The following is a 14107-nucleotide window of genomic DNA, read 5'->3' as shown; positions in this document are numbered from 1 at the left end:
GCGTGCTCCTCTATGGGCGTGCTGTCGGGATCACCGAAACCTGCAGTTGTGGGCAACCGCCTCGTCGCCTCTTGTGAAGGCCCGGGGTGGCTGTGTCTCTGCGCGGCATGGTAGCACCGCCACAAAATCGGCGGTACCTTGCATTGCAGCACAAAGCGTGCCGGTAGTGCCTGTGATTTCCCGTATGGACGCGGCCTGGCGTGTACACTGCGTTGCATCGAGACTGCCCGTGCCCGGCACCCGGCGGTCTCCCATGCGTCATATCTGCGTTGCCGTCCTGGTGCAACCCGATCTCTTGACCGCCCGCGCCGATGCGCGGCTTGCCAGCGAATATCCGAACATGACCAATTCCCCCCGCCAGGGCACCGCGACCCTGGCCGTGCTGATCGACGCCGACAACGCGGCGCCCGCCATCGTCGAAGGCCTGCTGGCCGAGGTCGCCAAGTACGGCGTGGCCGCCGTCAAGCGCATCTACGGCGACTGGACCCGGCCCAACCTGGCCGGCTGGAAGGAGCGCCTGCTGTCGCACTCGATCCAGCCGATCCAGCAGTTCCGCTACACCGTCGGCAAGAACGCGACCGACAGCGCGATGATCATCGACGCCATGGACCTGCTCTACACCGGCCGCTTCGATGGCTTCTGCATCGTCTCCAGCGACAGCGACTTCACCCGGCTGGCCTCGCGCATCCGCGAGCAGGGCCTGACGGTGTATGGCTTTGGCGAGCGCAAGACACCCAAGCCATTCGTCACCGCCTGCGACAAGTTCATTTACTCCGATGTGCTGCGCGCCGAGGTCGACACCGAAGGCGCGGACGGGGCCGATGGCGCCGCCGCGCCCACGCGCAAGCGCAGCACCGGCGAGCTGCGCCAGGACTCGCGCCTGGTGCGCCTGCTGCAGAACGCGGCGCAGGCCGTGTCCGACGAAGACGGCTGGCTGGCGCTGGGCAGCATGGGCAACCATATCGCCAAGCAGGCGCCGGAATTCGATTCGCGCAACTACGGCTACGGCAAGCTGTCGGAACTGGTCGTGGCGACCGGGCTGTTCGAGGTCGAGACCCGCAACGGCGGCAACAACAAGACCATCTGGGTGCGGCTGAAGAAGCGCGCCAAGGGCGGCGACCCGCAGCAGCGCGCGCCGCAGCCGCCGGCTCCCCAGCCGCCGGCCCAGCACGCCGAGCCGGCGCGCCGCCAGCCCGCTCCCGCCCCGGCGCCAGCGCCGGAGCCGGCGCGCGGGGTCGAGCCGCTGCCAACGCCGGAGACGGTCGCCCCCGCACCCGAGGCGCCGGCGCAAGCCGAGCCGCCGTTCGTCGCGGCCGACGCGGTGCAGGCCGAGCCCGAGTCCGAGTCCGAGCCGCAACCGGTGCCGCCGCTGGAAGCCGCGCCGCAGCCGGATCCCGAGCCGAAGGCGGGCAGCCGCGCCACCGCACGCAAGCGCCCGGCGCGCCGGCCGGAGGTAACGCTGAGCGAGACGCCGTGGCCGATCGACCAGTCGGTGTTCGCGGCGCCGGGAACGACCGTGCTGACGGCGACGGTGGAGGCGGAACCGCAACCGGCCGCTGCTGAAGCCGCACCGGCACCGGCGCGCAAGACGCGCAAGCGTCCGAGCAAGAAGTCAGAGTAGAGCGGCCTGCTGGTTGTCTGCCTCTCCCGCTTGCGGGAGAGGCGAGCGTCCGCAAGGGACGTCAGACCCGTTCAAGCGCCATCAGCGCTGCGTCCCTTACCGCACCAGCTGATTGATCTCGATGATCGGCATCAGCACCGCCAGCACGATCAGCAGCACCACCACGCCCATGGTCAGGATCAGCAGCGGTTCCAGCAGGCTGGTCAGGAACAGCGTGCGGCGTTCCAGTTCCTGCGCTTCGCCCTGCGCGGCGCGCTCCAGCATGACTGGCAGGTTGCCGGTGGCTTCGCCCGAGCGGATCAGGTGCACCAGCACCGGCGGGAACTGGTTCTGCGCCGCCAGCGCGCGCGCCAGCGAGGCGCCTTCGCGCACGCGGGTGTTGGCGTCTTCAACGTTGGCGCGCAGCGCCTCGTTGGTCAGGGTCTCGCCGGCGGCCTGCAGGCTGCGCAGGATCGGCACGCCCGCGGAAACCAGGATCGCCAGCGTGCCGGCAAAGCGCGCGGTGTTGTAGCCGCGCACCAGCTTGCCGAGCAGCGGCGCGGTCAGCAGCCAGCGGTGCCATTCCAGCCGCACCGCGGGCTGGCGCAGCAGCCTGCGGATGCTGAACGCGGCCACCGCGATCACCGCCAGCGCCGCCCACCACCAGTTGCGCACGAAATCCGACAGCCACAGCATGATGATGGTCAGCGTGGGCAGCTTCTGCTTGGTGTTGGCGAACACGCTCACCACCTGCGGCACCACGTACGACAGCAGGAAGATCACGATCGCGAATGCCACCACCGTGACGATGGCCGGATAGGTGAAGGCCAGCCGGATCTTGGAGGTCAGCGTGTTGCGCGATTCGATATAGCCGGCGAGCCGCTCCAGCACCACGCCCAGGTGGCCGGAGTGCTCGCCGGCCGAGACCAGCGCGCGGTAGATGTCAGGAAAATCGCGGGGATGCTGCGCCAGCGCCACCGACAATGCGCTGCCGCCCATCACTTCGGCGCGGATCCCGGCCAGCAGTTCATGCACGTAGGGCCGCTCGGCCTGGTCGGCCAGCGCGCCCAGCGCCTCGTCCAGCGGCAGGCCGGCCACGATCAGGCTGGCCAGCTGGCGCGTGAACAGTGCCTGCTCCTGCGTCGACAGCTTGCGCGCGAACAGCTGGCTGCCGCTGCGCGGCGCCAGGCCGGCGCCGGCGAGCGCGTCGACGGTCAGCGGCGTCAGCCCGCGCGCGCGCAACTGGGTGCGGGCCTGGCGCGCGCTGTCGGCCTCGATCACGCCGCGGTCGGTCTTGCCGGCGGCGTCGGCGGCTTCATAGCGGAAAGCTGGCATCCGGGCGGCTCCGCGTCAGTCGCGCGTGACGCGCAGCACTTCCTCGAGCGAGGTCGCGCCGCTGTCGATCCAGCGCTGCGCGTCGCCGCGCATGGTGTGCATGCCGTGCGCCAGCGCCACCTGCTTGATTTCCGATTCGGGCGCCTGGCGGTGGATCATGGTGCGGATTTCGTCGTCCACAGTCAGCAGTTCATAGACGCCCATGCGACCCTGGTAGCCCGACTGGCCGCACTTGTCGCAGCCCACCGGATGCCACACGGTCTGCAGCGGCTTGCCTTGCGCGTGCAGCACGTCGGCCTCGGCGGGCGTGACCTCGATCACTTCCTCGCGCTTGCAGTGCGGGCACAGGCGGCGTACCAGCCGCTGCGCCAGCACCCCCAGCAGCGACGACGACAGCAGGAATGGCTCGATGCCCATGTCGACCAGCCGCGTCACTGCCGAGGCCGAGTCGTTGGTGTGCAGCGTGGCCAGCACCAGGTGGCCGGTCAGCGACGCCTGCACCGCGATCTGCGCGGTTTCCAGGTCGCGGATCTCGCCGATCATGACCACGTCCGGGTCCTGGCGCAGGATCGCGCGCAGGGCCTTGCCGAAGGTCATGTCGATGCGCGGGTTGACCTGGGTCTGGCCGATGCCGTCGAGGTCGTACTCGACCGGGTCCTCCACCGTCATGATGTTGGTGGTGCGCGCATCGAGCCGCGACAGCGCGGCATACAGCGTGGTGGTCTTGCCCGAGCCGGTCGGCCCCGTCACCAGCACGATGCCGTGCGGCTGGCGGATCAGGTGGTCGAAGCCGCGCAGCGTGTCGGGCGCCATGCCCAGCTTGGCCAGGTCCAGCCGGCCGGCTTCCTTGTCCAGCAGGCGCAGCACCGCGCGCTCGCCGTGGCCGGTGGGCAGCGTCGACACGCGCACGTCGACCGGGCGCCCGCCCACGCGCAGCGTGATGCGGCCGTCCTGCGGCAGCCGTTTCTCGGCAATGTCGAGCTGCGCCATGATCTTGATGCGCGAGATCAGCGCGCCGTGCAGCGCCTTCTTGGGCCGCACCACGTCGCGCAGCGTGCCGTCGACGCGGAAGCGCACCACCGACGACGATTCGAACGGCTCGATATGGATATCCGAGGCACCTTCGCGCGCCGCCTGCGTCAGCAGCGCGTTGATCATGCGGATGATCGGCGCGTCGTCTTCGGATTCCAGCAGGTCTTCCACCGCGGGAATGTCCTGCATCAGGCGCGACAGGTCGACCTCGCCCTCGACCTCGCCCACCACCTGCGCGGCGCTGCCGTCCTGGCGGTTGTAGGCGTCGGACATGGCATGCTCCAGCGCCTCGGGCTCCAGCACGCGCAGGCGCAAGGCGCCGTGCACGCGCGCCACTTCGGCCAGCGCCGTCGGCGAGGTGGCGCGGCTGACCCATACCTCGAGCCCGTCGGGGCGCTGGTGCGCGATCAGCAGCGGCGCCTCGCGCGCAAAGCCGTAGGAGACCAGCCGCGCCGCCATCGGCGAGGGCGGCTCGAGTTCGGCCGGCGGGTTGATGCCGGCGATGCCGGTGGCAGTAGGCGGGGCGGTTTGGACTTCGCTGGCCATGACGGGCCTCAGTACGGGAGTGCGGCTTCGCCGCGCGAGTTGAGCGGCTGCGGGCCGCCCACGGGCGCTTGCGGCGCGGGTTGGGGCGCGGGTTGCGGGACCGGCTCGGGCAGCGGCTGCGGCACCGCCTGCGGCGGCTGTGGCTGACCGGGCACGCCGGGCTGCGGCGCGCTCTGCGGCAGCGTCTGGGGCAGCGGCAGCGGTCCGGCCACGGGGCCGTTGGTGCGCGGGTTGACGAACGGCGTGGTCGGCGCGTCGGCCGGCGGCAGCAACGGCGTGTTGGTGTCCCGCACCATGATGTTAGGCGATACGAAGCCCTGCTGCTGCGCGCGCATGTAGTCGTAGCGGTCCGCGGTCAGGCGGTCGGTGGCGCCGGCCGTGCGCATCACATAGGGCCGCAGGAACACCAGCAGGTTGGTCTTCGAGCGGTTCTTGTTCTCGTAGCGGAACAGGCCGCCGATCCACGGGATGTCGCCCAGCAGCGGCACCTTCTGCACGCCGTCGCCATAGTTGTCCTCGATCAGGCCGCCCAGCACGATGATCTGGCCGTCGTCGACCAGCACGTTGGTCTCGATCGAGCGCACGTTGGTGGTCGGGCCCTGGATCAGGTTGGCGGTGGCCTGCACTACGTTCGACGATTCCTGGAAGATTTGCATCTTCACCAGCCCGCCGTCGGTGATCTGCGGCTTGACCCGCAGCGTGATGCCGACGTCCTTGCGGTCGAAGGTCTGGAACGGCGTGACCGAGGCCGCGCCGCCGGTCTGGGCGTAGGAGCCGGTGGTGATCGGGATGTTCTGGCCGATCAGGATCTTGGCTTCCTCGTTCTCCAGCGTGATCAGGTTCGGCGTCGACAGCAGGTTGACGCTGCCGTTGGTGCCCAGCGCGCGCAGCAGCGCCCCCAGGCCCATGGCGCGGTTGACGATGCCCAGGTTCAGGCCGCCGATGTCGGGGACCAGTTGCTGCGCGGCAACGATGCCGGCGGAGCGGTTGCTGTCGGCCAGGGCGCCGGCCAGGGTCAGGTTGAGGATGTTCTGTCCGCCGGTGCCGAAGTTGGTGCCGGCAAAGACGTTGTTGTTGCCGCTTGACGAGCTGATCAGGCCCTGCCACTGGATGCCGAGTTCGCTCGCCTGGGTGGCGGTGACCTCAACGATCATCGACTCGATATAGACCTGCGCGCGGCGCGCATCGAGGTCGTCGATCACGCCGCGCAGGTTGCGGTAGACCGGCTCGCTGGCGGTGATGATCAGCGAGTTGGTGGAGGGGTCCGCCTGGATGATGCCGCCCGTGGTCGGCTGCGTGGTGGTGCCGAACGAGGCCGCGAAGGCCGAGTTGCCGTAGGCGCCGCCGGTGCCGCCCCCGGTGCCGCTGCCGCTGCGCATGCCGGTCTGGGTGGTGGTGGCGCCGCCGGTGAACTGGCCGCCGGTCGGCGTCGAGACATTGGTCATGCCCGCCGCGCCGCCGATGCCGCCGGCCTGCGCGCCGGGCTGGGTGGAGGTGGCGAAGCTGCTGTCGGCGGCGACGATGGCGCGCAGCGTGGCGGCCAGTTTGACCGCGTCGGCGTTCTTCAGCGGCACCACCCAGATGTTGCCGGGGCGCGCGTAGGGCTGGTCGAGCTTCTCGATCAGCTGGCGCGCCTGCTGCAGGCGCGCGCGGCTGGTGGCGCGGATCATCAGCGAGTTGCTGCGCGGCTCGGCCACCACCGAGGTGCGCAGGCTGGCGTCGACGGCCGCGGCACCGCCGCCGCCGGCTGCCCCCGCGGCGGCGGGATCGAGCAGCCGCTGCAGGACCCCCGCGGTATCGCTGGCCAGCGCATGCTTGAGCGGCACCAGTTCGACCTCGCCCGAAGCCGGCGCATCGACCGCGGCGATGATGCGGGCAATGCGGCGCAGGTTGTCGGCGTAGTCGGTGATGACCAGGGTGTTGTTGGCCGGATAGGCGGTGATGGTGTTGTTGGGCGCGATCATCGGCCGCAGCACCGGCACCAGGTTGTTGGCCGACTCGTAGTTCAGCCGGAACACCTGGGTCACCACCTGGTCGCCGCGGCTGGGGCTGCCGCCGATCACGGTGGGCGAGCCCTGCAGCTTGGCGTCGGCCTCGGGCACGACCTTGGTAAAGCCGTTGCTCTCGACCATGGCATAGCCCTGCATGCGCAGCACCGAGCCTAGCGTCTGCAGCGCCTGCGCGCGCGAGACCGGCTGCTCGGTGACGAGGTTGACGGTGCCCTTCACGCGCGGGTCGATGACGAAGTTCTTGCCGGTGGCCTGGCCGACCGCCTTGATCACGGAGTCCAGGTCGGCGTTGACGAAGTTCAGCACCACCTGGTCGCGATTGGCGGGCGTCACGTCGGGCGGCGCCGGCGGGGTGCCCTGCGCGCGCGAGGCCGGTGCCCCGGGCTGGGCCCATAGCGGCGCGGGCGCCAGCAAGGAGAGCCCGCAGAGCAATGCCACGGCGCGGGCGCAGGCAGTCTTGAAAACAGGTCGGTTGGCGTGGGTGGTCATAGTCATTCCCGTGGGCTGTGCGCTCTGCGTGGCATCAGAAACGCAGCCTAGTCACATTGTTGTCTCGTCGTCCCAGCAGGCTCAGCAGGCTGGTCAGCTGCGTGGCGGCCTCCGGTTCGGCATGCGCGGTGCCTTCGAAGCGCGCCTGCCGCCCGAGCGTGCCGCTGCCCTCGAGGTGCAGCGGGCCATCGATGGTGCTCAGCTGCAGCTTGCCGCCGCCTGCGCCGGTCCAGTCGATCTCGGCGCGGTAGCTGCCCAGCGGGCGCAGCCGGCTCACCGCGGCGGAAACCTGCTCGATGCGCAGCGTCATATGGCCGGTCATGCCCTGGCCGGAGAATCGGCCCTGCAGCGCGGACCAGTCCACCCGCATCAGGCCGTCCGGGCGCAGCGTGTTGAACGGCGCGCCGACGCCTTCGAGCAGCGAGGCGGGCAGCCGCATGGCGCCCGCTTGCGCGGTCCAGCCGCCCGGCGTCGCGGTGATGGCGACCGGCGCGGCCATGGCCTCGGAGTGCGTCAGCACCAGCTGCGCGCGGCCGACCAGCAGCGGCCAGAACGCCAGCGTCCAGTGCAGCCGGCCGGGCAGCACGGTGGCGGTCTGGCTGCCAGCGCCGGCCGACAGCGCCAGCGTGGCGCTGCCGCGCCACAGCGAGCCGCTGGCATCGGCCAGCAAGACGCGTCCCTGCGTTTGCGTGGCGACGCGCGTGGCGATCCATGTTGCCGGCAGCATCGCCAGCGTGGTAACCGCGGCCGTCGCCAGGCCGAGCCCAAGCCAGCGCAGGCGCCGCGCGGTGGCCGGCTGGCGCAGCGCGCGCCGCGGCAGGCGCAGGGTTTCCAGCCGCACCATCAGCTGCGGCCGCCCGGACCCTGCAGGGTCGCGGTAACGTTCACCAGCGCCGTCGCGCCGACGTAGACGACGCGCGCGTCGATCACCTTCATGCGCTGCTGCTGGCGCACGTCCTGCAGCCAGGTGCTGACCGCCCCGAACGGGACCTTGTCCAGCTGCACCTGCACGCTGTTGTCGGCGGCGGCGGCCAGGCGCGTGGCCTTCAGGCCGTACTGGCCCAGGCTTTCCTGCAGCGCCTGGGTCAGTTCATCGCCGCGCAGCGACGGCGCCGGCGTGGCCTTCAGGCCGCGGGCTTCCTGCGCCAGCGTTTCCATCTCGGCCAGGTCGGCACGCAGCTGCGGCAGGTTGCGCGCGGCCCGGTCGCGGCCGTCGGCGGCCGGCTCCCATAGCAGCAGGTAGCCGAGCACCAATGCCAGCACCGCGGCACCGCCGGCGAGGATGGCCTGCTCGCGCGGGTTGCGCGCCGACCAGAAGGCGTCGAAGCGTTCCCGCCAGGCCTGCGGCACCGACGGGCGCAGCCGCGCCAGGCGCGTGCGCAGCGCGGCGGCGCCGTTGCGGCGGGCAGCGGGCGAGGGGTGGCGGGTGGTGTCTTTCAATGGGTTCATGTCGGGCATCCGCCGGTCACAGTCCTGGCTTGATGGTCCAGCGCGAGCCGGGTGTCACAGGCGTGCCTGCGCTGGAGCCGGTGCTGCCCGCGGCATTGCCGGCCTTGTCCTCTTCCATCTGCAGCCCGGCCTGGCGCGCCGCGCTGCGCAGGCCGGCGGTGTCGGTGCCGGGCTTGAGCGTCACCACCAGCATGCGGCCGCGGTACTCGAGCGCCTGCAGCGCATCGGGCGGCAGCCGGCGCGCCGCCTGGGCGAAGCGGTCGGCCAGCGGCAGGAAGTCATCCGGTGTGCTGCGGCCGCTGGCGATGCGCAGCTGCTCGACCTGCCGGCGCATCTGCAGCGGGGCGTCGATCACCGTCGGCGTCTGCGGAAAGGCGCCGCGCAGGGTCTGTGCCTGCGCCGCTTCGAGCCGTTGCTGCTCGTTGCGCAGCAGCAGCCAGTGCGTGTTCATGCCGATCAGCTGGACCAGCACCAGGCCTGCCGCCAAAGCCAGCGGCAGGCGCCACGCCACGAGGTTCCAGCGGTCGGCGCGGCCCTGCGCGAATTCAAACTGCGCCAGGTCCAGCCCGGGCTCGCGCAGGCACGCCTGCGCGCCATCGATCCACAGCGGCCAGCCCGCGCGCCCGGCCTGGCGCAGGGCCGGCACCGGCGCCAGGGCCGTGGCGTCGGCATCGGCATACCAGTTGCCTTCCGGCGCCAGCGCCTGCCATGCGGCCAGGGCGTCGTCGCCCAGCAGGAGGCCGTAGCCGGCGTGCGCGCCGGTGCGCACGGTCAGTTGCCACTGGCGCGTGCCGCGGGTGGCGGTGTCCGGCAAGGCCTCGCCGAGCGCGTCGCCGAGCGCACCGCCCTGGGCCAGGGCACTGGCGGCGGCCTCGACCACCAGCGTGGCCGGCACCGCCGCCGTTTCCGCCGCCGGTTCCGCGCCGGGCGGCGTCAGCGACGGCTCGGCGCCGGCTTGTTCTTCAGCCTGCGCGGCCAAAGGCACGCACAGCTGGGCAGGCAGTATGTGGCGACGCCGATGGCGGTGCTCGGCAAAGGCATCGAGCACGGCGCGCACCCAGGCACGGTCCGCCACCATCAGCAAGCGCCGGCGCGGGCCGCGGCCGGGCGTGGCGCCCTCGAGGGCAGGGCCGATGCCGATGTGGCAGGGCTGCGCGTCGGTGGCGAGGGCGTCCTCGACCAGGTTGGGCAGCGCCTGCTTCAGGCGCGCGGGCGGCAGCGGCGGCACGCTGGCTGTGGTCAGCAGTACGTCGCTGGCGGCCAGGATCAGCACCAGCCGTTCCGCCGCGGGCAGGTCGGCGATGCGGGCGTGGCCTTCTCGCAACACTTCCGGTGCGGCACGAGGCAAGCCGCGCCGCGCGGCATCGCCCGCCGCCGTGCGCACCAGCGCAAAGGGCAGGGCGCCGAACTGCCACGGTTGCGGCTGGTCATGCGGCCGGTGCGGCAAGCGCACGTACAGAGTGGTGCTCAAGGTGTCCTTGCTTTGGCTTCAGTAGAACGGCTCGATAAGGCGCATGGCCCATGGGGGTGCGCCCGGGAACGCCCCGGCGCAGGAAACTTGCCGGAGTGCGGGGATGCCGGCGGGCGGCCTGGGAGGCCGATCAGCGGCGAGCGGGCTGGTGTCAGGCTCGCGCCAGCGCCGCAGCATACCTTGCCTGCGTGACAAAACCGCGTCAATACCATTCTCCCCGTCTGCTCCGGTGTGCTGTTTTCATGTGTGCGCCAGGCCGCCTTGCAGGGTTCAGCGCAGATCCGGCAGCCGGTCCGCGTCCTGGATCCACACCACGCGGGTGGTGTTGGCCGCACCGAGCGGTTCGCCGCGGTAGATCAGCGACACCTGCAGCCGCCTGGCGCGCTCGTGCCGCACCAGCCCGTAGACCAGAAAGTAATGCGTGCGCACGTCGAGCAGGTTGCCCAGGTTGCCGCTGCTGGCCTGCGGCGCCAGCGTGGACAGCTGCGTCTGCAGGTTGCCGATATTGTTGAAATAGGCACGGTCGCGCTGGCGCACCAGCTCGCGCGCGCGCTCCAGCGGCAGCTTGTCGATCATCGCCGCCAGCACCTCGGCCTCGGCGGTGTTGGCATTTACCAGGGTGCGCTCGGGCAGCACGATCACAAAGGGCTCAAGCACGGCCACCATCTCGGGTGTATAGCTGGGCAGCGCCAGCAGGCCCTGCACGCTGTCGAGCGGGCGCGGCGCCTGCCGGCCCGAGCCCTCGCCGCCATGGCCACCCTGCGCGGCCTGCAGCATGTGGCGCGCGGTGGTCTCGGCCAGCGCCGGGTTCAGGCCCACGGTGCGCAGCAGCCGGCCATAGGCAGCCTGCGCCGACTGGTCGATATTGGCGACGCGCCCGACCGGCGCGCCCTGGCCGCCGGTGGCGGACCACGTCACCAGGTTGGCAAGGTTGAAGCGCGCCTGCGCGTCGAGGATGCGCCCGGACAGGAACGAGGTCTCGCCTGCCACGTCCGTGCGCAGCGACGCGCCCAGGAAATCCGACAGGCGGGTCTCGGCGATCGGCACCGCCCACGGCTCGCCCAGTTCGTCGACGTTGCTGCGGCGCTGGTCGTCGCGCAGGATCAGCCGCGCCCAGTCGACCGCGGCGCGCTCGATCCAGGTGGCCTGGGCCAGCAGCCGCTGGTTCTCGATGGCGCGGATCTGCACCTGCTGCCGCCACAGCATGCCCGACACCACCACCACCGCCAGCGTCACCATCAGCAGCGCGGTCACCACGGCGGCGCCGCGTGCACGGCGGCGCAAGGGACGGAGGCGGAAGCGAAGGCGGGCGCGCATCATAGCCCCGACATGCAGATCTTCTGGAACTGCCGCGGCGTGTCGCCGTCCCCCATGCGGGCGAGAATGGTCAGTTCCACCGCGCGCACCGCGGTGTCGGGCACCGCCGCGCCGACATCCGAGGCGGCCACCGCGCTGGCCGCATTGCCGCTGAACAGCACGTTGCGGATGCGGTTGCTGTCGGCCTGCCAACCGCCGGGTTCGACCCAGGCACGCGCGCTCATGCCAGCCACGTCGCCCAGCAGGCGCCGCACCTGCGCGTTGTTGCCCCCGCCCTGGCGCAGCGCCAGCAGCGACGACTGCAGCGCCGGGCGGTTGTCCACCGGCGGCGCGGCCACGCGCACCAGGGTGTTGCCGTCAAGCTGGTAGGACAGCGCCTGCCATGCGGGCGGCTGGCCTTCGTCACGGCGGTCGCGTACCAGCAGCACGCGGTTCTGGCCGATCTCGACCGGGCTGCCCTGCAGCAGCGTCGGGTTGGCGAGGTGCTCGCAATCGGCCTGCAGCTGGCCATAGAGCACCTTCAGCGCATCCAGCCGGGCGTCATGGTCGGTCAGCCGTTCGCGGCTGCGCGTCAGGCTGTCCAGCGCGCGCCAGCCGATCACGGCCATCACCGCCAGCAGCGTGATGGCGACCAGCATTTCCAGCAGCGTGAAGCCGCCGGCGGATCGGCGCCCGCGCCGGCGCTCAGAGCACGTTGCGGACTTCATTGGGAACGATGGTGACGAGCCACGCCAGCCGTACCGACTTGTCCGTGGCCGAGGGATAGACCGCGATCTCGACGCGGCGGAACACCGGGTTGGGCGTGGCCGACACGGATTGTTCGCAATACAGCGGCGTGCCGCCCTGCGGGCAGGCATAGCCGCTGACGCCGGGCTCGGGCCAGGTCTTGGCCAGGCGCAGCGCGGCCAGGTGGTTCTCGGCGCTCCATTCGGCCAGCATGCGGGTCTGCAGCGATGCGCTGGCATCGACCATCGACCCCATCGCGCGCATCGCCGCGGTCAGCGCCACCGCCAGGATGGTCAGAGCCACCAGCACTTCGATCAGCGTGAAGCCGGTCGCGCGGTAGCGGCGTGCGGGAAAGCGCGGGGGCGTCATGGCGTGCTGGCGAAATAGCGGCCACTGCCGTCGCCGGCCACGTCCACGCGGATATCGCCGCGCACAAGAACCAGGCGCTGCGGGGCATCGATCAGCTCGCGGCCGAATATCAGCCGCGGCGGGCTGTTGGTGCCGGTGCTGCGGCCGCCCTCGGCGACGATGACCTGGTCCAGCGCCAGACGCCAGTTGCCGGGGGCGAACACGTCGGTGCGCAGGGGGATCCAGCCGTTGGGCGTCGACTCGAGGAAGCGCCAGCCGCCGGCGTCGCCTTCCCAGGCGATCGGGCGCGCGCCCAGCTGCGCTTCTTCCTGCGCCAGTTCGAACAGCCGCGCGATGCGCTGGCCGTCGTCAAGCACGCGGCCGCGCTCGTTGGGCGAGGCATTGACCGCGACCAGCGAGATCACGATGCCGGCGATCACCATCACCACCAGCAGTTCCAGCAGCGTAAAGCCGGAATGCCGCTGCCGGGGGGCGCGGCGGCGCGGCGCCGTGGTCATCAGGGAAGCGGCAAGGGCGGGCGGCAGAGGTGCTTACTCCCAGTTGCCGATATCGGCGTCGTTGGCGTTGCCGCCGGCCTGGCCGTCGGCACCGAAGCTGAACACGTCGATTTCGCCGCGTACGCCCGGGTTCAGGTACTGGTACGGATGGCCCCACGGATCCTTGGGCAGCTTTTCCAGGTAGCCGCCGCCCTTCCAGTTGTTGGGCACCGGCTCGGTGGTAGGCTTGGCCACCAGCGCGCCCAGGCCCTGCTCGGTGGTCGGATAGCGGCTGTTGTCCAGGCGGTACAGCTTGAGCGCCTGCATGATCGACGAGATATCCTGTCGCGCCGCGACGATGCGGGCTTCGTCCGGACGGCTCATGATCTTGGGCACCACCAGTGCTGCCAGCACGCCGAGGATCACGATCACGACCATGATCTCGATCAGGGTAAAGCCGCGCGCGCGGCGGGCAGGACGGGCGGGGCGGGCAAGCTGGGAAGTGAATCTGCGCATTGTTGGTAAGACCTCATTGCTGGAATGGCGGGACCCGCGCCAGGGCACTGGCGGGGCCGGGTTCGCCAATCAGTATAACCGGCGCCTTATGACTCTTTTATGGGCGGGCCCTGCACGGGCCGCAGGAAAGTTTGCTGTGAATCACAAAATGCGCCAGACCCTTTTGGCGACCCCGAACCGTAGCACGCCTGCGCCAGAAATAACTTGCATCCTAGATGCATCTTTTTTTAACATAGCACCACGATGCAACTGACCCGCTTCTCCGACTATGCGCTGCGCCTGTTGATGTACGTCGCCCGTGGCGACGGCAGCCGGCCGATCACGATCGCCGAGGTGGGCCAGCAGTTCGGCATCTCGCACAACCACCTGGTCAAGGTGGCGGCGCGTCTGTCGAAGCTGGGCTGGGTCAGCGCCACGCGCGGCCGCCATGGCGGCCTGCAGCTGGGCCCGGGCGCCGAGCGCCTCACCATCGGCACCATCCTGCGCGAGCTGGAAGGGCACCGGCCGGTGATCGACTGCGACAACCCGCCTTGCGCGCTGCACGGCAACTGCCACCTGAAGCGCGCGCTGGACGTGGCCGAGCAAGCCTTCTACCGCGCGCTCGACGACGTCACGCTGGCCGATGTCAGCGGCAGCCACACCGCCGAATCGATCATCCGCCTGCATCGTGATTTCCTGGACCGGCGTTCGGCCTGAGCGGACGGAATCCGCGCGTGGCCGGCGAATGCCGGTTTTTTGTTGTCCAAAAACATGCATATTTTCTGCATGAATA

At 70.7% G+C, this 14107-nt stretch carries 13 protein-coding genes; 2 read left to right on the top strand and 11 right to left on the bottom strand.

The window, feature by feature from the left end:
* The first annotated feature begins 340 nt into the window (after nucleotides 1-340).
* Nucleotides 341-1621: an NYN domain-containing protein gene (locus tag RALTA_RS14655; protein WP_012354186.1), complete on the top strand. Its 1281-nt coding sequence runs from the start codon at nucleotides 341-343 to the stop codon at nucleotides 1619-1621.
* A 96-nt stretch (nucleotides 1622-1717) separates the two neighbouring features.
* Here the strand turns inward: RALTA_RS14655 and gspF are convergent, their stop codons facing one another.
* The 11 genes from gspF to gspG form a co-directional block, all read right to left on the bottom strand.
* Nucleotides 1718-2935: a type II secretion system inner membrane protein GspF gene (gene gspF / locus RALTA_RS14650; protein ID WP_012354185.1), complete on the bottom strand. Its 1218-nt coding sequence runs from the start codon at nucleotides 2933-2935 to the stop codon at nucleotides 1718-1720.
* 15 nt (nucleotides 2936-2950) lie between these two features.
* Nucleotides 2951-4426: a type II secretion system ATPase GspE gene (gene gspE, locus RALTA_RS14645; RefSeq protein ID WP_050976489.1), complete on the bottom strand. Its 1476-nt coding sequence runs from the start codon at nucleotides 4424-4426 to the stop codon at nucleotides 2951-2953.
* Nucleotides 4427-4521: 95 nt separating this feature from the next.
* Nucleotides 4522-7011 (bottom strand): type II secretion system secretin GspD, encoded by a 2490-nt coding sequence (gene gspD / locus RALTA_RS14640; protein WP_041232221.1) that lies wholly within the window; start codon nucleotides 7009-7011, stop codon nucleotides 4522-4524.
* A 34-nt stretch (nucleotides 7012-7045) separates the two neighbouring features.
* Nucleotides 7046-7855 carry a type II secretion system protein N gene (gene gspN, locus RALTA_RS14635; protein ID WP_012354182.1) on the bottom strand — a complete coding sequence of 270 codons (810 nt, stop codon included), beginning with the start codon at nucleotides 7853-7855 and terminating at the stop codon, nucleotides 7046-7048.
* The gene (locus RALTA_RS14630) at nucleotides 7855-8460 is read right to left on the bottom strand and encodes a type II secretion system protein M (RefSeq protein WP_041232391.1); all 606 of its coding nucleotides are present in this window, start codon (nucleotides 8458-8460) and stop codon (nucleotides 7855-7857) included. Before RALTA_RS14630 ends, gspN begins: the two co-directional genes overlap by 1 nt.
* 16 nt (nucleotides 8461-8476) lie before the next feature.
* Nucleotides 8477-9931 carry a type II secretion system protein GspL gene (gspL, locus tag RALTA_RS14625; protein ID WP_012354180.1) on the bottom strand — a complete coding sequence of 485 codons (1455 nt, stop codon included), beginning with the start codon at nucleotides 9929-9931 and terminating at the stop codon, nucleotides 8477-8479.
* Nucleotides 9932-10201: 270 nt separating this feature from the next.
* Nucleotides 10202-11248: a type II secretion system minor pseudopilin GspK gene (gspK, locus tag RALTA_RS14620; protein ID WP_085960206.1), complete on the bottom strand. Its 1047-nt coding sequence runs from the start codon at nucleotides 11246-11248 to the stop codon at nucleotides 10202-10204.
* Nucleotides 11248-11955: a PulJ/GspJ family protein gene (locus RALTA_RS14615; protein WP_012354178.1), complete on the bottom strand. Its 708-nt coding sequence runs from the start codon at nucleotides 11953-11955 to the stop codon at nucleotides 11248-11250. Before RALTA_RS14615 ends, gspK begins: the two co-directional genes overlap by 1 nt.
* Nucleotides 11933-12343 carry a type II secretion system minor pseudopilin GspI gene (gspI, locus tag RALTA_RS14610; protein WP_012354177.1) on the bottom strand — a complete coding sequence of 137 codons (411 nt, stop codon included), beginning with the start codon at nucleotides 12341-12343 and terminating at the stop codon, nucleotides 11933-11935. Before gspI ends, RALTA_RS14615 begins: the two co-directional genes overlap by 23 nt.
* The gene (locus RALTA_RS14605; RefSeq protein ID WP_012354176.1) at nucleotides 12340-12840 is read right to left on the bottom strand and encodes a GspH/FimT family pseudopilin; all 501 of its coding nucleotides are present in this window, start codon (nucleotides 12838-12840) and stop codon (nucleotides 12340-12342) included. Before RALTA_RS14605 ends, gspI begins: the two co-directional genes overlap by 4 nt.
* 33 nt (nucleotides 12841-12873) lie before the next feature.
* Nucleotides 12874-13335, bottom strand: a complete 462-nt coding sequence (gene gspG / locus RALTA_RS14600) for a type II secretion system major pseudopilin GspG (protein ID WP_012354175.1) — start codon at nucleotides 13333-13335, stop codon at nucleotides 12874-12876.
* Between the two features lie 243 nt (nucleotides 13336-13578).
* On the opposite strand from gspG, the gene RALTA_RS14595 reads away from it, so the two are divergent.
* Nucleotides 13579-14031 (top strand): RrF2 family transcriptional regulator, encoded by a 453-nt coding sequence (locus RALTA_RS14595; protein WP_012354174.1) that lies wholly within the window; start codon nucleotides 13579-13581, stop codon nucleotides 14029-14031.
* The last annotated feature ends 76 nt before the right edge of the window (nucleotides 14032-14107 follow it).

Origin of the sequence: Cupriavidus taiwanensis LMG 19424, assembly GCF_000069785.1 — a bacterium.
Classification (GTDB): Bacteria; Pseudomonadota; Gammaproteobacteria; order Burkholderiales; family Burkholderiaceae; genus Cupriavidus; species Cupriavidus taiwanensis.
This window is presented reverse-complemented; position numbering and strand designations above follow the sequence as displayed.